This window comes from Actinomyces sp. Z16, assembly GCF_003111765.1.
GTDB classification, from domain to species: Bacteria; Actinomycetota; Actinomycetes; order Actinomycetales; family Actinomycetaceae; genus Actinomyces; species Actinomyces glycerinitolerans.
In genome coordinates, this window is sequence record NZ_CP027862.1 from 704,641 (window position 1) to 729,462 (window position 24,822).

Consider the following 24,822-nt stretch of genomic DNA (forward strand, 5'->3'; position numbering starts at 1 on the left):
GGCAATAAGTTTCGTTTATTTTCACATAGTGGGCCGCTGCTTCCGGCGTGCGTTGTAAGATCGTGATCAAATGAACGGTTGTTTGGCGTGTCGCGGACATGTAGGATCAGTTTGTCGGCGAAACAAACGAAAATGTTTTCGCTATGTGGACGACGACGTTCACCGAATGCTCGCTCACTTCCCGCGGTGCGGCGGCGTGGCCGCACCGGCTCAGCATGAGAGGAACAACCATGTACCAGCTGAAGATCTCGCGGCGGCAGATGACCGGCGGCATACTCGCGGCGGGCGCAGCCGGGCTCCTTGCCGCCTGCGGCAACCGGCCCGGATCCACCTCCTCCGCAGGTAATGGCGCCACCGCCTGGGTGCTGACCGGCGGCCCGGAACAGACCTTCCGCGACTCCTTCGAGCGTTGGAACTCCGCACACACCGATCGGCAGATCGCCACCGAGTGGTTCGCCAACGATGCTTACAAGGAGAAGATCCGCACCGCCGTCGGCGCCGGTAATGCCCCAACTCTGCTATACAACTGGGCCGGCGGCACGCTGGCGGACTACGTCGCCAACGAGCAGGTGGTTGACCTGACCGAATCCACCGTCACGGCGCAGGAGCGCATCGTCCCCTCGCTGCTGGACCCCGGCAAGGTCGATGGCAAGGTATACGCCCTGCCCAACAACAACGCCCAGCCGGTGATGCTCTACTACTCCAAGCCCGCCTTCGAGGCCATCGGCGCGCAGCCGCCGACCACCTGGGACGAGCTGCTGGACCTCGTCCCCGAGTTCACTGCCGCCGGATACATCCCCTTCGCCGAGGCCGGCTCCTCCCAGTGGCCCTACCTGATGTGGATCGAGTACCTGGCCGACCGCATCGGCGGTCCGGAGCCCTTCGCCAGAATCGTGGCCGGAGAGAAGGACGCCTGGTCGGACCCGGCCATCACCGGCGCGCTGGAGAAGATCCAGGAGTTGGTCAGGGCCGGCGGTTTCGGAGACTCCTACGGCTCGGTCGACGCCGACTCCGGCGCCGACATCGCCCTCATCCACACCGGCAAGGCGGCCATGATCCTCCAGGGCTCCTGGGTGTACGCCAACTTCCTCACCGATGCCCCGGACTTCATGAGTGACGGCAACCTCGGCTACATGGACTTCCCCTCGGTGGCCGACGGCACCGGCGACCTGTCCAACATCGTGGGCAACCCCGCCAACTACTGGTCGGTGGCCTCCAATGGTTCCCAGGAGGTCCAGCAGATCGCCATCGACTACCTCAATGAGGAGCTCTACAACGAGGCCTATATAGAAGCGCTCGTGGCAGGAGGCACCATTCCGGCCGCGCTGGACGCCGACGACGCCATCGCCGCCTCCGAGCACGCCGAGTACCTCGCCTACGGCTATGACATGGTGAAGAACGCCGGGAGCTTCACCCAGTCGTGGGACCAGGCGCTGTCCTCGGCCGCGGCGCAGGAACTGCTCACCAACCTCTCCCAAATCTTCTTGCTGCAGCAAGAGCCCGAGCAGTTCGTCGCCAATATGAATGCGACCCTGTGAGGGCATTCCGAGCCGCACACATGCCTAGCAGGATCGATCATGACTAATCCCATTGCCCGTCGTCGAACGGCCGGCCGCGTCCGCGGATCGGGCGGACACGGCGTCGGCGCCGGCCCCTCGGCCTGGTACGCCGCTCCGGCGCTCATCTTCTTCGGCTGCTTCGCCCTGGTTCCGCTCATCGGCGTATTCGTGCTGTCCTTCATGAACTGGGACGGCCTGGGCTCGTTGTCCTTCGCCGGCACGAGCAACTGGAGCCGAATGCTCGGCAACGCCACCACGCAGCACGCGATCGTCCTGACCCTGATCATGACGGTCATGTGCTGGGTCATCCAGACCCCGATCAGCCTGCTGCTGGGCGTATTCATGGCCGGACAGCAGCGCTACCGTGCGGTGCTCTCGGTGCTTTACTTCCTGCCGCTGCTGTTCAGCGCGACCGCTGTGGGCATCGCCTTCACCGCACTGTTGGACCCCAACTTCGGCATGTCGCGGGCATTCGGGCTCGACTTCCTGTCCCGGGACTTCCTGGGGAACCCAAGCCTAGCGCTGCCGACGATCATGGCGGTCATCGCCTGGTGCTTCGTCCCCTTCCATTCCCTGCTCTACCAGGGCGCTGCGCGCCAGATCCCGGCCAGCATTTACGAGGCGGCAATGATTGACGGGGCCAATAGGGTGCAGAACTTCTTCTACATCACCCTGCCGCAACTGCGAAACACCATCATCACGTCCTCCACCCTGATGATCACCGGCTCACTGACCTACTTCGACCTGATCTTCGTGATGACGGCCGGCGGGCCGGGCAATGCCACGCGTGTGCTGCCTCTTGACATGTACCTGACCGGTTTCCGCTCATACAACATGGGAGGAGCCAGTGTCATCGGTGTCATTCTGGTCGTCGTCGGCCTGCTTATCGCCTGGCTCCTTAACAACGTCTCCGGCAGTTCGAAGATGGAGAGCGACATGGAAGGAGCCCTGTGATGAAACTCTTCCGCGGAGGGACGCGACCGAATCTGATCGGCGGGCTGTTCGGTTGGATCTGGCTGGCGATCGCCGTCGTCCCGATCTACTACATCATCGTCACCAGTCTGCGCTCGCAGGCCGACTACTACGTCGAGAACCCGCTTTCCCTGCCTTCCAACCCGACGCTGGACGCATATATCCAGGTCTTCGCGAACGATTTCTGGACCTACTTCCTCAACTCCGTCATCGTGACCGTGGCGACCGTCGCCGCAATCCTCGTCGTCTCCTTCATGGCCGCCTATGTGATCGTGCGCAGCCGCACAGCCTTCTCCAAGCGGATCTTCTCCCTGTTCCTGCTGGGCATTGCGATTCCGATCCAGGCGACCATCGTGCCCGTCTACTACCTGATCGTGCAGCTCGGCCTATATGACACCCTCTGGGCACTGATACTGCCCTCGGTCGCCTTCGCCATCCCCATCTCGGTGCTCATCCTGACCAACTTCCTGCGGGACGTGCCCCGGGAACTGTTCGAGTCAATGAAGGTCGACGGCGCGACCGACTGGCAGATGCTCTGGCGCCTTGCCGCACCCATGTGTCGACCCGCGCTGGTAACCGTGGCCATCTACGACGCCCTCAACGTGTGGAACGGGTTCCTGTTCCCCCTCGTGCTCACGCAGAGCGCCAACAAACGCGTTCTGCCGCTGTCACTGTGGAACTTCCAGGGGGCCTTCTCCTCCAATACACCCGCCATCCTCGCCGCCGTCGTGCTCTCGGCCCTGCCGCTGATCGTCGCCTACGCCTTCGGGCGCCGGCAGATGGTGGCCGGACTGACCGCCGGCGTCGGCAAGTAACCGCATCCCGAACCAACCGCTTTATCCGAGCCTGAAAGAGGAACCAACATGTCCGATACCTCCGAGCCATTCTCCCTACCGCAGACCATGCGCGCATCCGTCCTTAAGGAGGCGGGCGTCATCGTGTTGGAGGAGCGTCCCGTACCCGTCCCAGATCCGGACCAGGTTCTGGTCCGCATCGAGTCCGTGGGTGTATGCGGCTCGGACGTTCACTACTACCAACACGGACGCATCGGAGACTTCGTCGTCCGCGAGCCCATGATCCTCGGCCACGAGTCCGCCGGCACCATCGTCTCCGTGGGTGCCGACGTCGATCCCGGCCGGGTGGGGCAGCGGGTGTCCATCGAGCCGCAGCGCTGCTGCCGGGTATGCAAGTACTGCAAGCGTGGGGAGTACAACCTGTGTCCGCACATCGAGTTCTACGCCACTCCGCCCATCGACGGAAGCTTCTCCGAATACGCCCTCATCCAGGACGACTTCGCCCACGCCATCCCGGATGACATGTCCTTCGACGCCGCCGCGCTGCTCGAACCGCTTAGCGTCGGCATCGCCGCGGTGCGCAAGGCCCGCATCGGCGTGGGCGACAGCGTCCTCATCGCGGGCGCCGGGCCCATCGGGGCCATCGTCGCCCAGGTTGCCCGCGCCTACGGAGTCGGCACCGTCGTCGTCACCGACCCCGTGGAACAGCGTCGCCGCATGGTCCTGGAGCTGGGGGCCACCGAGGCCCACGCCCCCGGGGATGCTGCACTCGACGGACGCGCCTTCACTGCCTTCTTCGACGCCACTGGCGTGACCGCCGCCGTCGTCGATGGCATCAAACGCGTCGAGCCTGGCGGCTCCGCGGTCATCATCGGAATGGGGGACGACGACATGCTCCTGCCGGTCTCCTACATCACTAGCCACGAGGTCAACGTCACCGGCATCTTCCGCTACAACAACACCTGGCCCACCGCGATCGAACTGGTCTCCTCCGGAAGGGTCGATCTCGACGCCCTGGCCACCGACCACTTCGGCCTCGCTGACGCCGAGACCCCGCTGCGGGACAAGCCCGCGTCCACGACGCTGAAGAGCATGGTTCACCCGCAGCGCTGACGCACGCTGCCGCCGCCCACAACCACAGAAACGAGCACATACATGTCCACCGTCTTCCACGTATCCCCCGCCGGCTCTGATGCCGCCCCCGGCGACGCCGCCGCTCCCTTCCGCACCATCAACCGGGCCGCCCGCGCCGCCATGCCCGGTGACACCGTCCTCATCCACGAGGGAACCTACCGCGAGTGGGTGCGCCCGCCCCGTACTGGGCGGGACGAGGAGCGCCGCATCATCTTCGCCGCCGCCCCCGGTGAGCGCCCGGTGATCAAGGGCTCTGAAGTTGTTACCGGCTGGGAGCGCGAGGGTGACGGCGTCTGGCGGGTGGAACTGCCGGGCACCATGTTCGGCGACTTCAACCCCTTCGCCGAACCGATCGAGGGCGACTGGATCGTCTACGCCTCTCGGCAGGCCCCGCGCAAGCATCTGGGCGAGGTGTACCTGGACGGGCGCAGCCTGTACGAGGTGACCAGTCGGGCGGAGGTGGATTCCCCGCCCCGCCGCACGCAGGATGTGGATCAGTGGACCTGCACCCCGGAAGCCGTGCGCGACCCCGACTGGACTCAGCGCGTTTGGTACGCGGAGGTGGGGGAGAGGGCCACCACGGTGTGGGCGAACTTCGGGTCGGCGGATCCCAATGAGGCGCTGGTGGAGGTCAACGTGCGCCGCAGCGTGTTCTACCCGGAGGTGCACCACATCAACTACATCACCGTGCGCGGCTTGGAGCTCGCCCAGGCCGCGACCCCCTGGGCGCCGCCGACGGCGGACCAGCCGGGACTGATCGGCCCCAACTGGGCCAAGGGGTGGGTGATCGAGGACTGCGACATCCACGACGCCAAGTGCTCCGCCGTCTCCCTGGGCAAGGAGAACTCCTCCGGAGCCAACTGGGCCGCTGAGCGTCTGGATAAACCCGGCTACCAGTATCAGCTGGAGGCCGTCTTCTCTGCTCGCCGGGTGGGCTGGTCCAAGGAGCTGATCGGTTCGCACGTGGTGCGCCGCAACCACATTCACGACTGCGGGCAGACCGGCATTGTCGGGCATTTGGGCTGCGTGTTCTCGGTCATCGAGGACAATCACATCCATGACATTGCCACCAAGCGTGAGTTCTACGGCTATGAGATCGCCGGCATCAAACTGCACGCCGCCATCGACACGGTGCTACGCCACAACCTGATCGAGGATTGCACTCTGGGGACCTGGCTGGACTGGGAGGCGCAGGGCACGCGCGTGACGCGGAACGTGTACCGCCGTAACACCCGAGACTTGTTCATTGAGGTCAGTCACGGGCCCTACCTGGTGGACCACAATGTATTCGCCTCGCCGGTCTCGCTGGAGGGCCATTCCCAGGGCGGCGCCTACGTCAACAATCTTGTGCTCGGCGTGGTCGCCAACCAGCCCATTATTGAGCGGCCCACGCCTTACCACCTGCCGCACTCCACGCAGGTGGCCGGGTACGCGGCCATCCGCGGCGGCGATGACCGTTACATCGCCAACCTGTTCCTGTCCACCGTAGGGGAGGTCGCCTTCGTCAACCCGCCCGCTCACCGGAAGATCAGCGATGGCACATCCCTGTTCGATGCGCATCCCCATGGTGCGGAGGCCTACCTGGCGCAGGTGAACGATCCCTCCAAGGGTGACCATGAGCGCTTCGAGGGCGTGGAGCTGCCCGTGTACGTGCGCGATAACGCCTACGGCAATGGCGCTCCCGCCTATGTGCGTGAGACACGGCCGGTCCACCTCGGAGAGGTGAATGTCGCGATCGAGGACGCCGACGGTGGTGGCGTAGAGCTGGTGATTGAACTGCCGGAGGCCTTTGCTACGGCAGCCTCGACGACGATCACCGGACGGGACTTGGGGCGCGCCTGGTATCCGGATGCCGCTTGGGAGAACCCGGACGGCAGCGAGGCCTGGGCCGACGTCGACCTGGTAGGCGGCGTCAAGGACCACGACGCCGCCAACCCGGCCGGGCCGCTGGCCGGTCTGACACCAGGGGTGAATCGCGTGCGGATCTGGTGATTCAGGCGCGGCTTGGCCCGCTGCCGCTCCGGACGAGGGCGGCAGCGGGCCTGAGTGCTCGCGAGTCAGCCGCCATATTTGCTCCCTGAGTCATAGCCATACATATCGCCGTTGCCGAAGTTGTCGGTGATGTCTTCGAACACGTAGTCACCGGTGGCTGCTTCCACCATTTCGACCCACGTTGACACCTCGTCTGGGGCCATGGTGGGGTCGTCGGCTTTTGATAGGTCGATGGTGTGGGTGCCGTCAGGGTTGGTGATGATCCAGGTGAAGGTCTTTGCCCTTTTACCGGTGTAGTCGTTGTAGCCGGTGATGGTGTAGTCCTCGGGGTCCAGCAGGCCCGCGTTCGCGGCATCCTGGATGGCCATGGCGGATAGTTGGTTTTCGTCGTTGGTGTGTCCGGTGATGAAGGCGTGATTGTAGGTGCTGGTGCCGGTCTTGTTCTCGGTGAGGCCGGCGAGGTAGCTGATGGCGTAGACGGCTCGTTGGTAGGGGATGTTGATGGCGTCGACTCTAGGGTCATAGTCGTCATTGATGGTGCCGGGTTTGGGGTTGGTGATGGTGTTGAGGTTGGTTTGTGCTTGGGTGTGTGCGTGACGGGTTATGGCCTTGGCGATGGTGCTGGTGGTTTCGGGGGTGTCGGTGATGCGCCAGGCCAGGGCGGTGATTGGGGTGGGGTCGACGGGTTCGTAGATGGAGGGCTGGCGTTCGAACCAGATGTCTCCGTAGTCGCAGGTGGAGGTGCGCCAGGACTTGTAGGGGTTGTCCTGGTTCAAGGCGCAGGTGACTTCAGCGGGGCTGTTGGCCAGCAGGTTGGCGATGGCGGTCTCGGTGGCGGGGGTGTACTGGTCCTCGGTGGTGCTGGCGGCCAGGTAGTTGATGGCTTGGCCGGCGAGCTGGTCGGCCTGGTGCTGGGTGGTGGGGTCGGTGCTGGTGCGCAGGGTCGTGGCGGAGGCGATGGCGGTGGTGTAGGCGGCCAGGCCGGCCTGGTCCCACTGGCGTTGGGACAGCTGCTCCAGGGGCGGCCCGCCGCCGGCGGCGGGGGTGCTGGTGAGGTAGTTCAGGGCGGTTTGGGGGTGTGCGGCGATGGCTTCCAGTACTCCGGTCAGGGGGTCGAAGGAGTAGCCGGTCAGGTAGCCGCCCAGGGCCTGCTTGCCGAAGCTGGTCAGGTCGGGGTAGCTGGTGTTGGCGTACCCGCGGTAGCGGCGGATCGTGTCGGGGTTTATGTCTGCCAGCTCGCCGGCCAGAGCGGCCAAGAACTCGGGGGCGAAGTCGGAGCCGACGGCTGCGTCCTGCTGGTCGGGGGAGTGGGTGAGTATTGCGTTCAGGGCGGTGATGCGCCCCCACTCGCCCTTGCCATCGACGGACTCCTTGATAGTCGTGGCCATGGACTCACAGGTGTCTTCGTCCCAAGTGGTGGATGCCGCAGCGAGAGTCCGGCCGAGCAGATTGGCGAGTGCCTGGCCGTCGGGAACGGCCCCGGCCAGGGGAAGGCCGGCAAGGTTGTCGGCCCCCAGGGCGGTGACGAAGTCATTGGCCCACACCGGATCAGAGGCATGCGGGCTAATGGCCTCCACCAGCTCGCTCACCCCAGCGCCGCTGGTGCCGGTGCCGCGTGCCGCGTCCGAGAGCTCCTGCGCCGCCCGCCCACCAGAAGACACCACGTCCGCGGCATCAGCGGAAGCCGCCGTCCCCGAGGCCCCCGCCACCGCACCAGCGCCGGCAGCACACCCCGACAGCACCAGCCCAACAGCCAACGCCACCGCGGACACCCCAAGACGGAGACGGCGCCCAGGACCCAGCCCGATCTGATGGAACCTTACTGTGTTACGCGAGTCAGCCACCGTACATACTCCCCTTGTCATAGCCAGACGCGTAACTGCCGTTGAAGTCGTCGGTGATGTCTTCGAAGATGTAGTCTCCGGTGGCTGCTTCCACCATTTCGACCCACGTTGACACCTCGTCTGGGGCCATGGTGGGGTCGTCGGCTTTTGATAGGTCGATGGTGTGGGTGCCGTCAGGGTTGGTGATGATCCAGGTGAAGGTCTTTGCCCTTTTACCGGTGTAGTCGTTGTAGCCGGTGATGGTGTAGTCCTCGGGTTTCAGTAGCCCCGCGTTCGCGGCATCCTGGATGGCAGCCGCCTGCAGGCCTTTGTCCATTCCACTTGGAGCGGCGGAACTGACCTGGGCGGCGTCGTACTCCACCACGGGCTCAAGCAGTGTTGCGGCCGCCTCGAATCCGGCGGCCCCGCCGGCAACCATGGTTGGAGGTCCTCCAACCGCCCCGAATCCGGCACCGGCGACCGTGCCGAGCACGCTGAGCGCGGTCTTGGCGGCCTCGCTGTGGTTGTCCGCCGTATTCTGGGCGGTGGAGTTGATGTCGTTTGCCTTCTTGTCCGCCAGCCCCGCAAGATACCCCGTAGCCACTGTTGCTCGATCGTATGCTTTGTTGATGTCGGCGATTTGGGTGTCGGGGTCACCGGCGTGACTGGCTGCGTCGCGTTGTGCTCGGTCGTGGGCATATTGTGCGAGCTGGGCGGCAATAGTAGCGGTCGCGTCGCAGGAGTCCGCTACCCGGTAGCCCAGAGCATTAAGGTCCGCGGCCGTGGCAGCCGGAAGCTGCTGATGCGTATTCGGATCAACCTGAGTCCGATCGCCGTTCCATGCGCGTGTGAGTTCTGCGGGGCAGTTGGCCAGGAGCAGGGCGACACGGGCCTTGGCATCGTCGTCGTAGATGCCCTCATCGGTGTTCGTGGCCAGGTAGTGTATGCCGTATCCAGCCACGTTGTTGGCCTGCCTGCGTGTGGTCTCATTGGTGGCAGGACGTTGGCTGGAGGCGGCGGCCAAGGCCGCGGTGAAGCCTGCGAATCCCTGTTCGTCCCACTCCCGTTTGGATAGCTTCTCCACTAGAGTCATATCCGATCCGTCGCCGCATTCGGACGCCTTGGCGAGGTAGTCGAGGGCGGCTTGAGGATTGTTGCCCATGGCGTCCAGCACTCCGGCGAGTGGGTCGAAGGACTGGCCTCCCAGGTAGGGGCCGAGGTCCTTCTTGTCATAGCGGGCGATGTCTCTATCGGTGTTGGGATCCGTGGCGCGGTCGGCGCAGGCCTTGATGGTGTTCCAATCGAGGTCGTCCAGGTTGTTCGCCAGGGCGGTGAGGAAGGTGCTGTTGAATTCCAGGTCGTTAACATGGTTGCCGTCGGCGTCATGCCCGTCGAGCATGGCGTTCAGTACGGTTATGCGCCCCCACTCGCCCTTGTCGTCGACAGACTCCTTGATCGTATTCGCCATGGACTCGCAGGTTTCTTTGTCCCAAGTGGTCGAGGCGGAGGCCAGCAGTGTGCCCAGCAACTCGGCCAGCTCGGTTCCGGCCTCCGGCCTCAGGGCATGGCTACCTGTGTCATCACTTGCGGTGTAGTGCTCCTGGACTTCCAATGGAAGGCTGGTGAGATTCTCCGGGCCGAGTGCGTTGATCAGCGCCGCTGCGTAGGCGGGGTCACCTGACCGTTCCCTCATTGCCTCAATGACTTGGTCGTAGGTGCGGCCGTTTGACGTCGACCCCACAACGAGCCCGCCGTCGATGATGGTTTGCAGGTCGTGGGCATCAATGGTGGCCTGCGACCAGGCTGTCAAGTCATCAATCGAGTTGATGGTGGTGTCGTCTGGGACTTCGCAACTGATGCCCCCGTCAGCGGTCATGCTGCCGACGCCGGACTCATTGACCGCCACGATAGCATCCTTGGCCTTCGCCAGATCATCCGCGAGGGCGTCGACACCATCGATGGCGTCTGTCCCGGCTGTACGGAAGTCACTGATGTCCATGGGGTCGTGCCTGAACTCGAACTCGTCATCAATCCTGAATTTAGCGGTTTTGCAGTCGTCTGCGAAGTCTCGTAGGTCCTGAATTACGGTATCCAGCTTGTCAGGGTTCAAGTACAGTACTGCCATCTCGGATTCGCTCTCCTATTCGTTCCCTGTTTCCTCGCTCGTTTCATTACGGCTCATTGGGCCAGTTTGCTGCCGGGTCACTCTCGTCGAGTTCCTCGGGCAGTGCCACGATCGCGGCGTTGATCCGGTCGAGCAGATCGCTGAACACGGTGTCGACCGCGTCAACGTCGGCCTTCGTGTCTTCGGCGGAGGTGTTTGCCAACGGGCCGGTCCACGTGTCGGAGGCGTTAACCGCTGAACTGAACTCGGAGCCCTTAGAGCCGTGAAAGATATCGCGCGTGATGTCCCAGGCTGTAGAGTTGGTTTTGAACCCGAGACTCTGGTTCCTGTGTGACACGTATTCGCTGAGCTTCTCGAGAGCTTGCCGCTTAGGGTTGGCGACCATTCGAGTTGTCTCCAATCGATCGGTTGGTTTGTGTCTGTCGGCAACGTTCTGTTCGTAATCGAGTGCAGGTGTCCGATTGTGTGTAGGCTGTCATGGTTGTTTGGTGGGTTGGGTGTTGAGAGTTTGGATCTCCGCCACCGGGATGCTGGTGGTCGCGGAGGTGGTGTGAGTATCCATGGTGCCGACGGCGCCGTCGGTGGCCGTGTAGGTGATCGCGTAGGACACCTTCACATCCACCGGAGTCACGCTGTCCTTGAAGTGCGCACTGGACCGGTCAAACACGATCTTGCAGTCCGTGCCCTTGGCGTCATTGTCCTCACTCCAGGGGATCCCGAAGCTGGTGCACTTGGCGGTGCCGTCCTTGGGCTGGAGCGTTAACCACTTCGCGGTGGCGGTGATTGTGGCGGTGGTAGACCCCGCCGTAGCAGTCACGGTCACCTCCTTCGGCGTGTCGCCCGTGGCCCACACCCAGGTATCCATACCCACAACCGTGGCCCCCACATCCCCAACCATCGGGTTATAACCAATCGTCGCAGTAGGAATCGTCACCGCATCCCACGCCGCCTGAGCCAACGTGACCCCATCGACCTCCGGGGCGGGAGCAGACTCGCCTGCAGGGACGTAGACGGGGCTGTTGCTGGCGTAGTAGTCCGCCATGATCTCACCGAAGTCGCGCTCGTCATCATCGGCCATGTACCTGGGGTCGCAGTTGGGGACATACCAATGCCCCTCCGTGTCGTCGGCGTAGGACTCATAGTCAGGGAAGCGGGCCTTATAGTCATCCCACATGCTGCCGCGTGTAATACTCATGTAGCTGGTGGACTCCGGCGAGTCGATATATTTCGCCTTCTCCGCGCCAGTACTACTCTGCGTGTACCAGCACACCGGATGCACGCTCGCGGTCACCGACTGCGACCACGCGGTAGCGCCGCCACCGGAACCAGCCGAGCCATCCGCAGCAGCCGACACGGACTCCACGTTGACCGCCATCGTCACTGAGCCATCCCCACCGGTGGACACCGAACCAGAAGACGAAGCACCAGCAGGGTCCTTGCCCTGCCAGACTGCCTGGGCCGGCGAGGCCGTCATGATGAGCGATGTCGCCAGAATGATTGCCACACTGAGTGTGGCGGTTAGTTTGCTAGGGGTCCTCATCTTGGGTCACACCGTGCACTCGTTGGTCGACAGGTACTCCTCGGCGGCTTCCTTCCAGGTGCCGCCCTCATAAACCATCGTGATGATGATCTTGTACCGCACCTGCAGCGTCTCCGGGTTGCTGACGTCATTGCCGTCGGCGTCATAATCAACCAGGTCGGTCTGGTCGTCACAGACCTGGACTGTCGCCTTCGGCGGCGAATCGTCGGGGGACGTCAGATACACCGACGTCACCGCGACCCGCACCGTACCGTCGGTCCTGCCTGCTGCGTTTTCTTCAAAGTAGTCCGTGAAGGCCTGGTACTCGTCGGCGGTCATGAGGGGCTGGGCGTCCTCGATGCCGGTGCGGGTGAACCAGATGTTCCAGGTCACCTCGTCGTAGTTGACGAAGGCCTTGAGGATCTCGGTCTGCTGCTCGTCCAGGCCCTCCGGGATCGACGTGATCACATGCCGCTCAGTGGACAGTGACTCCGCCGTCACCACACCCGCCGCCTCCGCCGAGGCCGCAGCCGACACAGACGCCTCAGCGGCGGCGGCCGACTCCGAGGCCTCCGCCGACGCCGCAGCCTCCGGATCATAGGTGGGGATATTCAGGGGATTGTCGTCCGACTCCGATGAGCACGCCACCAGGGGCGCACAAGCCAGAAGCAGCGCCGCCGCCCCTGCGGCAGCACTACGCAGTCCGAGCGAACCGGTATGGAAACGGCGCATGAGCGACTCCTAAGGGGCAAGGGCTCGTCATCAGGATGTTACAAAGTCTCACACTCCCGCAGGCCACGCGCAAGTGCTCCGGGTTTGGTGGCGGTCCGACTCAGGGGCTCGGCTGCTCCTGGGGCGCGAGCAACGCCGGTCCCGCTTGGCGGGTTGTCACGACTCCATATAAGTGCTAGCGTGCAACTAAATGGATTGCAGGATCCGTGACCCATCACCCGAGGCGAGGAGGCCTCAATGCAGAATTTGTCGCGCAGGTCGTTTATTGCGGGCGGGTCCGTCGCAGCGGCGGCGCTGCTGGCGGCGTGCACCGCGGAGCGAACGGCCGACTACTACGGCGACGTCAGCGGCGGCGAAGGAGCGCTGATCGGCGTCTCCATGCCGACCAAGAACCTGGAGCGTTGGAGCCGCGACGGCGAGAATCTCAAGCGGCTGCTCGAGGATCTCGGCTACACCGTCGAGCTCCAGTTCGCCGACAACAAGGTCGAGCAGCAGAACTCCCAGATCCAGACGATGATCAACAAGTCCCCGGCCGTGATCGTCGTCGGCTCCATCGACGGCTCCGCGCTCGGGCCCGTGCTGCAGAGCGCCGCCGGGCTGGGCATCAAGATCATCGCCTACGACCGCCTGATCCGGGACACCGAGGCGGTGGACTACTACGTCACCTTCGACAACTACAACGTCGGCGCCATGCAGGGGCAGTACATCGTCGACGCCCTCGATCTGGAGAACGCCTCCGGCCCCTTCAACTTCGAGCCCTTCGCCGGTTCCCCCGATGACAACAACGCCCGCTTCTTCTTCGAAGGCGCCTGGGACGTGCTGAGCCCCTACATCGAGTCGGGCAAGCTGGTCTGCCCGTCGGGAAAGATGCCCTCCAGCGTGGACGACTGGCAGTCGATCGGAATCCAGGCGTGGTCCAACACCACCGCTCAGTCGGAGATGGAGAACCGGCTCAACTCCTTCTACTCCAGCACCACACGCGTCGACGTCGTACTGTCCCCGAACGACGCCATCGCCCTGGGCGTGGGCCAGGCCCTGGCCTCCGCCGGCTACAACGATGACAACTGGCCGGTCCTCACCGGTCAGGACGCCGACCAGGCCAACGTCGCAAACATTGTGAAGGGCCGCCAGTCGATGACGGTCTTCAAGGACACCCGCCTGCTCGGGGAGCGTTGCGCCACCATGGTCGACCAGATCGCCCGGGGGCAGGAGGTCGAGGTCAACGACACCGAGTCCTACGACAACGGGCAACTGGTGGTGCCCTCCTACCTGCTCGCCCCGGTGACCGTCGATGCCGACAACGTCCAAGAGGTCCTGGTCGACTCCGGCTACTACACCGCCGCCGAGGTGGGGCTGTAATGACCGCCGACCCCAAGACCCCGCGTGCCTCCGCGCCCGCGCAGGAAGCGTCGTCGTCCGCGGACACGATTCTGGAGATGCGGCACATAACCAAGGCCTTCGGCTCCTTCAAGGCCCTGGATGACGTCAACCTGGAGGTCCGTCGCGGCGAGATCCTGGCCATCTGCGGCGAGAACGGCGCCGGCAAATCCACCCTGATGAACGTGCTGTCCGGGGTCTGGCCCCGCGGTACCTATGACGGCGACATCGTCTACGACGGCCAGGTCCGTGAATTCCGCTCTATCCGCGACTCCGAGGCCCTCGGCATCGTCATCATCCACCAGGAGCTGGCACTCAGCCCGTACCTGTCGGTGGCCGAGAACATCTTCATGGGCAACGAGAAGGCTACCCGCGGTGTAATCGACTGGGATGCCACCAATGAGGTGGCCGCCAAACTGCTTCAGGAGGTCGGCCTGAACATCCGTCCGCAGACCCGTGTGGCGGACCTCGGCGTCGGCCAGCAGCAGCTGGTGGAGATCGCCAAGGCCCTGTCCAAAGACGTGCGCCTGCTCATTCTCGATGAGCCCACCGCCGCCCTCAACGACGACGACTCCGCCCACCTGCTCGACCTCATGTGGGGGCTGCGCGAACGCGGCATCACCATGGTGATGATCTCCCACAAGCTGGCGGAGGTGGCCGGTGTCGCCGACCGCACCACCATCATCCGGGACGGCCGCACCGTCGGCACCGCCCCACTGCACGGAGAAGGCGCCATCGACGAGGACGAGATCATCCGTCTCATGGTGGGGCGCGAGCTGTCCAGCCGGTTCCCCGAACACACTCCGCATGTAGAGGAGGAAGTGCTCCGGATCGAACACTGGACCGCTCACCACCCCATCGACACCGCCCGGGCCGTCGTCGACGACGCCGCCCTGACGTTGCGGCGCGGAGAGATCGTCGGGCTCGCTGGCCTCATGGGAGCCGGACGCACGGAACTGGCCATGAGCCTGTTCGGGCGCTCCTGGGGCACCAACATCTCCGGACACGTCTATAAGGACGGCAAGGAGATCTCCACCGCCACCGTGCGGCAGGCCATCGACAACGGTCTGGCCTACGTCACCGAGGACCGCAAGGTGCTCGGACTGAACCTCATCCAGGACGTCAAGACCAACACCACGGCTGCAGCCCTGAACAAGGTCTCCTCCCGCGGCATCGTCGACGACGCCGCGGAGGAGGAGGTGGCCGAACGCTACCGGCGCGAGCTGCGCACCAAAACGGAGTCGCTCGCCACGCCGGTCGGCTCCCTGTCCGGCGGCAACCAACAGAAGGTCGTCCTGGCCAAGTGGATGTTCTCCGACCCCGATGTCCTCATCCTCGACGAGCCGACCCGTGGCATCGACGTCGGCGCCAAATACGAGATCTACCAGATCATCAACCAACTGGCCGATGCAGGAAAGGCCATCCTCGTCATCTCCTCCGAGCTTCCCGAGCTGCTGGGGATATGCGACCGCATCTACACCATGAGCCAAGGCCGGATCACGGGGCAACTGCCCCGGGCCGAGGCCACCCAGGAGAACCTAATGAAGCTCATGACCGTCGAGAAGGACGCCGCCGGCCGGGGGCCGCGCCGCGCATGGAACAGGAAGGAGCGGAGCAGTGAGCCAGCCGAATTCAGCCGACATCACGACGTCGGAAAGCAAGGTCGAGCGCGCCTCGGGGCGTGGCGAGAATGTCCCCGGTGCCGGGGCCAAGCTGCGCGAGTCCCTCGGCCGCAACCTCCGCCAGTACGGAATCCTGGCCGCCCTGGTGGCGATCATCATCTTCTTCCAGATCCTCACCGGTGGGCTGCTGCTGGCGCCCAACAATGTCGCCAGCCTCATCCAGCAGAACGCCTACGTGATGATCCTGGCGGTCGGCATGGTCATGATCATCATCGCCCGGCACATCGACCTGTCGGTCGGCTCGATCGTCGGATTCGTGGGCGGCGTCATCGGCCTGCTGGTGGTCAACTCCGGGGTGCCATGGCTGGTGGCCGTGCTGGTAGCGATCGTGATCGGTCTGCTCATTGGCTGCTGGCAGGGCTTCTGGGTGGCGATCATGGAGATCCCCGCCTTCATCGTGACCCTCGGCAGCATGCTCATCTTCCGTGGGCTGACGGTGGTGCTGGTCCAGCGCACCGTCTCCGGACTGCCGCCCAGCTTCGTGTCCATCGCCAACGGCTCGCTGCCGGCCTGGCTGGGGTACTTCAAGAACTACGACGGCGTCACCATCCTGATCGGCGCGGTCGCCATTGCCGGGCTGGTGTTCACGCAGCTACGTACCCGCCGCCGCAACCGTGCCGCGGGCCGGGCGGTGGACTCCGTTGGTGTAGTCGCCCTGCGACTGGTGGTCTTCGCCGCCGCCATCGGCTTCTTCACAATGTTGCTCGCCTACTCGGCAGGCGGCACGCCGATCGTGCTGGTGATCGTCGGCGCGGTGATCCTCATCTACTCCTTCGTCATGAACAAGACCGTGTTCGGGCGACACATCTACGCGGTCGGCGGCAACCTCAAGGCCGCCCGCCTGTCCGGCGTTAACGTCAAGCGGGTGGACTTCATGGTGTTCGTCAACATGGGCTTCCTGGCCTCGCTGGCGGCAATCGTGACCACCTCGCGCGCCGGGGCCGCGGTTTCTACCGCCGGCAACCTGTACGAGATGGACGCCATCGCGGCGGCCTACATCGGCGGCGCCGCCGTCTCCGGCGGCGTGGGTCGGGTGTCCGGCGCCATCATCGGTGCACTGATCATGGGTGTGCTCAACATGGGGCTGTCAATCATGGCCGTGGACTCCGCCTGGCAGCAGGCCATCAAGGGTCTGGTGCTGGTGCTTGCCGTAGCCGTGGACATCGCCGGCAAACGCCGCAGCGCCGTGTGACGCGGTTCCGCACTCGCCGTCGAGACGACAGGAGTGGCCGGCAGCCGGAGCGGCTGTCGGCCACTCCTCGTGTATGCGCGCGACCGCGTGGAGTTGCGTGGAGTGTGGACCGGATGGGGGCTACGAGCCCTTCCGACTTCCCGAGCATGTGCGACGGTGGTTCTGTGTGTCGAGAGGCGAGCGGAAGGAGACGGGGTCGTAGCGGACGTGTGAAGAGCCCGTATGAAGCCTTGCTGTTAGCGCAAACATCGCCTATGCTGCACGTGCGGTTCGTGAACGTTCACATTGGCGTGGGTCTGGGCCGCGACAATCACAGTCTGCTTGACGCCGTCCATCCGCTCTCGCGCCGACGGCGCCCGGCTGGTGCACCTTCCAAGGGAGGAACGTGTCCGTGAAAGCTAAGCACGCAACCACAGCGGTTGGAGTTCTGAGTGCCGCTCTACTGACCGCCGGTATGGCACTCCCGGTTCCTGCCGCAGTGGCCGCCAACGGGGTTCCCGCCCCGACGGCTCACTACGATATGTCGCACTCGGGTTCCGTACTAATCGACGTCTCCGGCAATGGTCGCGACGCCCGGCTCACGGGCCTAGACGATTCGGACTTCAAGGTGTATGCGGCCGACGAGTCCCTCGTCTTCGATGGCAATGGTTATGCGACCATGCCGGCAGGAGCTGTAACCGGTACCGACAACGAATTCACCGTAGAGATGTCTTTGACGAATGCAGCCGTCGCCAACCAGTTCGGCTGGGTCATCGGCGACGGCATCGGCTCGTGGAACACGAATCAACTGGGGAACCATGTCTTTGTCAACCCCGCCTCCGGCGAGCGTGAGGGCGGGATCCTATCCGGCATCCGTGTCAAGACTGACGGCGGCAATGGCGAGGAGCGTGTGCCCGCCGGTGGACGTCTCGCCTCCGATGCCGTTTCCACGATCACGCTGGTTTCCTCGGGCGACACCATCACCCTGTATGTCGACGGCGTCCAGGAATCCCAGCTCCAGCACGGCAAATCAATGAGCGACATCGTCAAGGGCGACGTCCTGGGCTACATCGGCCGCTCGCTCTACGAGCCGGATGCCCTGCTTAAGGCAACAGTTACGGACATGAAGCTGTGGGACGATGCCCTCACCCCCACCGAGGTTGCCGCTTCAGTCCCGACCGCCGCAGAGCGAGCGGCTGTCTTCCAAGCCATCGTTGCCGAGCAGATCGAGCTCCGTCTCCTCGCCGCCAACACCTCCCTTGAAGACGTGAGGGAAAACCTGACTCCACCCACCGCTGTCAGCGGCACAGTACTGACCTGGGCCTCGTCTGATCCCGCCGTCGTCGCGGCGGATGGCACGATCGCCCGTGGCGCGCAGGATCGCCAGTCCACCCTGACCGCAACGGACCCCGCGGGGCGGACCTACGTCTTCGAAGTCACCGTCAAGGCCATATCCGATGACGAGGTTGCCTCACACCTTGCCGCAGAACTGGAAGCAATCAAGCTGGAGTCGGTCACCTACGAGAATCTGCCTCTGGTTGCTGAAGGCGCCCGATACGGCTCGCAGATCACGTGGACCTCCTCCGACCCCTCCGTCATCAGTGAGACCGACTCGGCCTATGCCGCTCCTGACGTCGGCTCTGCCGATCCCTTCGAAGGCGCCGGCATCGTCAGTCGGCCCGCCTACGGCTCCGGGGACAAACAGGTCGTCCTGACCGCCACCGCCACGCTGGGCGGGCAGAGCGCCACGCGCACCTTTGATGTGACCGTCGCTGAGCTGGGCCGCAGTGCGCCCGACGTCGGCTACGCAGCCGCCTACTTCAAGTCGGACAGCAACGAGCGGATATACCAGGACTACACGACGACAAACGACTTCTTCACCTTCACGCCGGCGAACGGCGGCCAGCCGACGGTCGCGTCGCAGACCGACACGCAAGGCCTGCGAGATCCATACATCCTGCGCTCGGTAAACGGCGACAAGTACTACATGCTCGCCACCGATCTGTGCATCGGCTGCGGCACCTCCTGGGGTGATGCCCAATCCAAGGGCTCGCTGAAGATTGAGGCCTGGGAGTCCGCCGACCTGGTCAACTGGACGCGCACCAACGCGGATGACGGCGATACCGGCATTGTGGTCAACCAGCCCGAGGCCGGCATGACCTGGGCTCCTGAGGTCTACTGGGACGATGCGTTGCAGTCCTACGTGGTCTTCTTCGCCTCACGCCTGTACGACGACGTTGACCACATGACCACCTCTACCGGCGCTCACGCCCGCATGTTCTACGTACTGACCCGCGACTTCGAGACCTTCACCTACCCTCCGCAGGTGTGGCAGGACACGGGTTACGCCCGTATCGACTCAACCGTTACGAAGATCGGTGATTACTACTACCGCTTCACCAAGAACGAGGACGGCGGTTCTGCCGATGGGCTGGAGCGTGGCAAGGACATCTTCTTGGAACGGTCCCGGGTCCTGACCTCGGTCACCACCCAGTCCTCTGCAGGCACGGATCCGGCCACCGGTTGGCAGCTGGTCGATACCGCAATGACCACGCCGCTCACCGGTCAGGCGGGCGAGGGCCCGGAGATCGTCAAGCTCAACGAGGGTGACCCGAACAACACAGGCGACGGCTACGTCTTCCTCGTCGACAACTACGGCAACGGCGGTTACGTCCCCTTCGTGACAACCGGTACCGCCATTGCCGCCTCGACGATGGATTCCCGGCTGTCCAAGACGGTCGGCTGGACACCCCACGCACAGACGGGCTTGCCTTCCAGCCCGCGTCACGGCGCATTCGTCAACGTTCCCCAGACGATCCTGGACGCAATGGAATCCTGGAGCGGAATACACGCCGTCGACTCCGTCACGGAAGTCGCTCTGGACGGGCGACGAGCCACCGCTACCGTGACCGCCGCCGACTCCGGCGACGTCGTCGGTACGGTCACCTTCACGCTGGGCGACTGGAGCCAGGCCGTCGCTCTGACCGATGGGCGGGCCGACGTCGCCCTGCCCGGGGGACTTGCGGGCACGCTCATCGCTCACTACGACGGCTATCGCGACAACCTGGTCAACGCTTCACAGGGCGCTGTCGCCGTTCCCGCCGACGAACCCACAGCCGAACCGACCGCTGAGCCGACGGCGGAGCCCACCGCGGTGGAGCCGACGACTCCGACCGCCACTCCATCCCCTGCTCCTGCAAGTGGTAGCGGCCAACCGGGTGACGGTCCCGTCACGAGCGCCTCCACAAACGCCCCGGCCGAGGTCGCTGTCGCCGAGAGGGTGTCGCGCAGTGGGAAGGCGGAACCGGGCCGGCCCGGCGCTTCCCTAGCTCGTACGGGCGCAAACACGGACCTCGCCTTGCTCAGTGGCGGCCTGGTGCTCATCGGTGCGGGCGCAGTGAGCGTGCGCCGTCGTCGCGCCTGAGCCCACCGGGGGCGGGGCGCAGCCGTGCCTCGCCCCCCTCACCCCAGCCCCGTCAACCGATGCGACCACGTGGGCGAGACCGCCCCCGCAGTAGAAGGAACCTCAAATGCCCCTAACGATCCCGGACCGCAGACGGGCGCGGCGCATACGCGCCGGACTCGGCCGTGCCGCAGCGGCCGCGTTGCTTGCCGCGCCCCTGGCCCCCGCAGTGGCTTTCGCCGCCGAGCTGCCAGACCCTTACGTTCATTACACCTTCGACTCTGCCGCCGCTGACGGTACGGTCGCCGACGCGGCGGGCAGTGGTCTGGCGGCCACGGTCTCCGGTGAGGGCGCCGCCTTCGCCGAAGGCTCGATCTCACTGCCCGGAGGCGCGAACGGCTCGGGCGCCGCCTTCGTGAGTATCCCGGGCGCCGCATATGCAGGACAGGAAGCCGTCACCATCTCCATCTGGATGACCAACGCCACCGGCAGCGACAACTATGCCGGCGCCTACGTGGGCAACGCCGACCGCACCAAGGGCTACTGGCTGCTCAATCCTGCCAACCCCTCGGGCGCCGTCAAGTCCGTCATCACTTCTGCCACGGCCGCAAACCCGGCCGCGGAGACCTGGAACACCGAGATCGGCTCGACGCAGGCCCCGGCCCGCTCATCCCTGTCGCTGTACACGACCGTCATCAGCGGCGCCACCGGCACGATGAGCTTCTACCTAGATGGCGTCAAGATCTCCTCACACGCGATCGCCACCGACCTGACCGACTTCGGCGATCTCGTCGCATTCATTGGTAAGTCGCCCTATCCTGATCGGTTCTTCAAGGGGACGGTTGACGACTATGCGGTCTACCACGAGGCGCTCACCGACCAGCAGGTGTCCGAGCTTTATGCCGACCAAGCGGCTGAGCGCGCAGAGGTCCTCGCCCCTGCCGCGATCGAGTCCGCATTGGCCGTCGTTGCTGCCAAGGTCCCCGCTGAGGCAGTGGAGACCTTCACTGTCCCGGTCACCTCTGGGCCGGTCGGGATCTCCTGGTCATCCTCGGAGCCCGGGGTGATCAATGTGGACGGCGATGGTGTAGCCTCCGTCTCTCGGCCGCGCGCCGAGGAGGGTGATGCGGCGGTGACTCTGACCGCCACCTACTCGTTCCCCGGCGCGGATCCAGCGGTGCGCACCTATACCGTCAAGGTATCGGCCGACCAGACCGATACTGCCAAGGTGTCGGCAGACGCCGAAGCACTGGTGATCCACAACGCCGACGACATGCGCTCGAACTTCTCAGTTCCCACCGTCGGCGCCGCAGGCTCGGCGATCGCCTGGGAGGTGATTGAGCCCGGCGCCGCCGATCCGCGACTGATCGCCGGTGTCCGCGACGGGTCGGCCACCTACGTGATCAAGCGCCCGTCCGCCGGCTCCGATCCGACCATCGTGGTTCTGCGCGCCACGGTGACCAGCGGCGACGTCGCCCAGACGAAGGACATTGCTGTCACCGTCCAACCGATGCCGTCCGTGCAGGCCGAGGAGGCATACGTGTGGGCCTTCTTCACAGGTGAGGGACAGGGCGCGGAGAAGATCTCCATTGCCGCCTCCAAGGGCAACGACGCGCTCGCCTGGAACACCCTCAACGACGGTAATCCGCTCATCGAGTCCACCGAGGGCACCGGAGGCCTGCGCGACCCGTTCATCATCCGCTCCCACGACGGCGATCGCTTCTACATGCTTGCCACCGATCTTAAAGTTGCGGGCCTGCCCGGCGGATTCACCACCGCCCAGCGCACCGGTTCGAAGTACCTCGAGATCTGGGAGTCAACCGACCTCGTCAGCTGGTCCGAGCAGCGCCACGTCAAGGTCTCCAGCGACTACGCCGGCAACACCTGGGCGCCGGAGGCCTACTGGGACGCCGAACTGGGCAAGTACGTCGTGTACTGGGCCTCCAATCTGTATGACACCGTCGACTCCGCGGATCGAACCAGCCTCACCTACAACCGCATGATGTATGTGACAACGGACGACTTCGTCACCTTCTCTGAGCCACGTGTATGGATCGACTCGGTGCGCAAGTCGGGAACGGACGGCCTGGGCACCATTGACGTAACCGTCGCCGAAGAGGACGGCGTCTACTACCGGGTCTACAAGGATGAGGGCGATATGACTCTTCGCGAGGAAAAATCTACGGTCCTGACATCCACGGTGTCCGGGGACCTTCCCGGTGCCGAGGGGGCTCCCGACCAGTGGACACTCATTACCGAACGAATCGCGGCAGGGCTGCCCAACGGTGTGGGGACGAACACCTTCGTCCACGGCGAGGGGCCGTCGATCTTCAAGGCGAATGCTGACGACATCAATGGTGCCGCCTGGTACCTGTTCATCGACCAGCCCGACTATCATGGGGGCCCAAACCATTACGTGCCCTTCGCCACTGACAAGCCCCTCGCCGACACCTCGGCGGCCGACTGGTACTCCGCCGCGGCGAAGCTATCCAGCAACCTGCCGCAGAACGCGGACGGCGGCCGGCCACGCCACGGCACGGTCATTCCGGTCACCCGGGCGGAGTATCAAACAGTACTACTGGCGCTTCAACCCGATATCGCGGTCAGTGCCGTCGAACAGGTGTCCGTTACCACGACGCTGAACACTCAACCATCGCTGCCGAGCACCGTGGAGTTGACCATGGCCGACGGATCCGTCCAGGAGGCTGGCGTGACCTGGGCGCCGATCACAGCCGAGTCACTGGCAAGCCCCGGGCAGATACGCGTCCGGGGAACTGCGGCTAACGACACCCGTGAACCCGTTGAAGCCGTGGTCACCGTCCTGCCCGTCAATGAACCCGACTCAGAACCGTCACCGGTACCTACGCCATCACCAACGCGGGCGGCGAGCGGTGAATCGCCGACCCCGGCCCAGGCCGCGACCGGAACCCCAATGACGCGGGCGCAGGAGTCGGCTGCAGCTGCCGCCCCCGTGCCAACATCAGCGCCCCCTTCTCAGAACCCGGCCTCTGTTAACAGCACGACGGCGGCTCCAATACGGCGAGACGACAATGCTGGATCCGGTGGGCGCGGGAGTCTTCCCAAAACCGGCACCGGACTGACGGGATTGCTGATATCGGTAGCGTTCGTGGGCGGCGGGTGTGTCTTGGTAGCACTTCGTAACAGCAAGCGCGGGCTGTACTCACACCCGGATCCTCGGTAGCCGGACGTGCGGACGCCACCGTGACGTGTGTCGTGGGTCGGGGCGGGGGACTGGGCGAGGTCCGCTGGTTCTTGATGGTGTAGCCCATACCTCCGAGCCCCGTCGTCCTACACGAAAGTGTCGGGTCTGGGCGCGCCGGGGTGCCGCCGGCGAAGTCAAAAACAACAACTTCATAACGGGACGGCCGAAGGTTTGACAGGCCGCATGTGAACGTTCACAATCTAGTTGTACGAGCGCATAACCGGCGCGTGAAGTTCGTCCTGCTAGGGGTGAACGTCGGGCGTGCGCAAACGTGGCGGTTACCTAAAGGTGGGGCCGTTCTGATTCTCGAGGGAGAGACTCATGAAGCGTCGCGAATTCCTTGTCATGTCTGCTGTTGGTGGGGCGGTCCTGGGTTTGAGTGCCTGTGGTTCGTCCAAGTCGGGCGGCTCCGGCGCCGAAGGGGACACCATCGTCGTCGGGTACTCACAGCTGGGCGCCGAGTCGGGTTGGCGCACCGCCAACACCGAGGACATCAAGAAGCATCTGACCGCCGAGAACGGGTTTGATCTGACATTCGTGGACGCCCAGCAGAAGCAGGAGAACCAGATCAAGGCGCTGCGCGACTTCATCAGCCAGGATGTGGACATTGTCGCGTTCTCTCCCGTCGTTGAGACGGGTTGGGACGACGTGCTCCAGGAACTCAAGGATGCCGAGATTCCAGTGATCTTGGTGGACCGTTCCGTCGACACAACGGTCGAGGATCCCTACGTTGCGCACATTGGCTCCGATATGGCTGCCGAGGGCAAAATGGCCGGCGAATGGGTGCAGGAGAACTTCCCGAACGCCAAGATCTTTGAGCTTCAGGGCACGATGGGTTCGGGGCCGCAGGTGGACCGGGAAGCGGCATTCGACGCCATCATGGGTGACAACGTCATCGGCAAGGCCACGGGGAACTTCACTCGTGCCGAAGGCAAGACCGCAATGGAGGCCGCACTCCAGGCGTATCCGGACATGGACCTCGTGTTCTCCCACAACGACGACATGGGCCTGGGAGCGATCGAGGCGATTGAAGCGGCCGGCAAGAAGCCGGGTACGGATATTGCCATCGTCACCGTCGACGGCGTCAAGGACGGGCTGCAGGCGCTGGTCGACAAGAAGTTCAATTACGTTGTTGAGTGCAACCCAATCTTCGGCGAACAGCTCGGCGAACTCATGAAGAAGGTCGTTGCCGGCGAAGAGGTCGAGAAGAACACCGTTGTTGAGGACAAGACGTTTGATCAGACAATCACGCAGGAGGAGGTCGACGCGCGGCCGTACTAACTCGGATCGGCGTTCCTGAGGTGTTCAGCTTGCGG

At 64.4% G+C, this 24,822-nt stretch carries 15 protein-coding genes and 1 pseudogene; 11 read left to right on the plus strand and 5 right to left on the minus strand.

Going from position 1 to position 24,822, the window contains the following annotated elements:
• Positions 1 to 230 precede the first annotated feature (230 nt).
• The 5 genes from C3B71_RS02800 to C3B71_RS02820 are packed head-to-tail and all read left to right on the plus strand — an operon-like array spanning position 231 to position 6,451.
• Positions 231 to 1,538, plus strand: coding sequence for an extracellular solute-binding protein (locus tag C3B71_RS02800; RefSeq protein ID WP_108966003.1), 1,308 nt, complete (start codon positions 231 to 233; stop codon positions 1,536 to 1,538).
• 39 nt (positions 1,539 to 1,577) lie between these two features.
• Positions 1,578 to 2,513: a carbohydrate ABC transporter permease gene (locus tag C3B71_RS02805; protein ID WP_108966005.1), complete on the plus strand. Its 936-nt coding sequence runs from the start codon at positions 1,578 to 1,580 to the stop codon at positions 2,511 to 2,513.
• A complete protein-coding gene (locus C3B71_RS02810) occupies positions 2,513 to 3,346 on the plus strand; it encodes a carbohydrate ABC transporter permease (protein ID WP_108966006.1) in 834 nt (277 codons plus the stop codon). Before C3B71_RS02805 ends, C3B71_RS02810 begins: the two co-directional genes overlap by 1 nt.
• 48 nt (positions 3,347 to 3,394) lie before the next feature.
• The gene (locus tag C3B71_RS02815; protein WP_108966009.1) at positions 3,395 to 4,438 is read left to right on the plus strand and encodes an NAD(P)-dependent alcohol dehydrogenase; all 1,044 of its coding nucleotides are present in this window, start codon (positions 3,395 to 3,397) and stop codon (positions 4,436 to 4,438) included.
• Positions 4,439 to 4,480: 42 nt separating this feature from the next.
• Entirely contained in the window at positions 4,481 to 6,451 is a 1,971-nt protein-coding gene (locus C3B71_RS02820; protein ID WP_108966011.1) for a right-handed parallel beta-helix repeat-containing protein, read from the plus strand.
• Positions 6,452 to 6,516: 65 nt separating this feature from the next.
• Here the strand turns inward: C3B71_RS02820 and C3B71_RS02825 are convergent, their stop codons facing one another.
• The 5 genes from C3B71_RS02825 to C3B71_RS15795 form a co-directional block, all read right to left on the minus strand.
• Positions 6,517 to 8,115: a DUF6571 family protein gene (locus C3B71_RS02825; RefSeq protein ID WP_159097624.1), complete on the minus strand. Its 1,599-nt coding sequence runs from the start codon at positions 8,113 to 8,115 to the stop codon at positions 6,517 to 6,519.
• A gap of 172 nt (positions 8,116 to 8,287) precedes the next feature.
• Positions 8,288 to 10,399, minus strand: coding sequence for a DUF6571 family protein (locus C3B71_RS02830; RefSeq protein ID WP_108966015.1), 2,112 nt, complete (start codon positions 10,397 to 10,399; stop codon positions 8,288 to 8,290).
• 46 nt (positions 10,400 to 10,445) lie between these two features.
• Positions 10,446 to 10,784 carry a hypothetical protein gene (locus tag C3B71_RS02835; protein ID WP_108966017.1) on the minus strand — a complete coding sequence of 113 codons (339 nt, stop codon included), beginning with the start codon at positions 10,782 to 10,784 and terminating at the stop codon, positions 10,446 to 10,448.
• A gap of 90 nt (positions 10,785 to 10,874) precedes the next feature.
• Positions 10,875 to 11,873 (minus strand): hypothetical protein, encoded by a 999-nt coding sequence (locus tag C3B71_RS16315; RefSeq protein WP_234416067.1) that lies wholly within the window; start codon positions 11,871 to 11,873, stop codon positions 10,875 to 10,877.
• 72 nt (positions 11,874 to 11,945) lie between these two features.
• Positions 11,946 to 12,650, minus strand: coding sequence for a hypothetical protein (locus C3B71_RS15795; protein ID WP_146752405.1), 705 nt, complete (start codon positions 12,648 to 12,650; stop codon positions 11,946 to 11,948).
• A 237-nt stretch (positions 12,651 to 12,887) separates the two neighbouring features.
• Here C3B71_RS15795 and chvE point away from each other — a divergent pair, with 237 nt between their 5' ends.
• The 6 genes and pseudogenes from chvE (at position 12,888) to C3B71_RS02890 (ending at position 24,787) form a co-directional block, all read left to right on the plus strand.
• Entirely contained in the window at positions 12,888 to 14,009 is a 1,122-nt protein-coding gene (chvE, locus tag C3B71_RS02855; protein WP_108966023.1) for a multiple monosaccharide ABC transporter substrate-binding protein, read from the plus strand.
• A 77-nt stretch (positions 14,010 to 14,086) separates the two neighbouring features.
• Positions 14,087 to 15,520, plus strand: a pseudogene (locus tag C3B71_RS02860) (ATP-binding cassette domain-containing protein); the annotation flags it as partial.
• A 124-nt stretch (positions 15,521 to 15,644) separates the two neighbouring features.
• Entirely contained in the window at positions 15,645 to 16,901 is a 1,257-nt protein-coding gene (mmsB, locus tag C3B71_RS02865; protein WP_108966025.1) for a multiple monosaccharide ABC transporter permease, read from the plus strand.
• A gap of 391 nt (positions 16,902 to 17,292) precedes the next feature.
• On the plus strand, positions 17,293 to 20,304 hold the full coding sequence (locus tag C3B71_RS02870; RefSeq protein WP_146752404.1) for an immunoglobulin-like domain-containing protein: 3,012 nt from the start codon (positions 17,293 to 17,295) through the stop codon (positions 20,302 to 20,304).
• A gap of 106 nt (positions 20,305 to 20,410) precedes the next feature.
• Positions 20,411 to 23,485 (plus strand): immunoglobulin-like domain-containing protein, encoded by a 3,075-nt coding sequence (locus tag C3B71_RS15800; protein WP_159097625.1) that lies wholly within the window; start codon positions 20,411 to 20,413, stop codon positions 23,483 to 23,485.
• A gap of 342 nt (positions 23,486 to 23,827) precedes the next feature.
• Positions 23,828 to 24,787: an ABC transporter substrate-binding protein gene (locus tag C3B71_RS02890; RefSeq protein ID WP_073327718.1), complete on the plus strand. Its 960-nt coding sequence runs from the start codon at positions 23,828 to 23,830 to the stop codon at positions 24,785 to 24,787.
• The last annotated feature ends 35 nt before the right edge of the window (positions 24,788 to 24,822 follow it).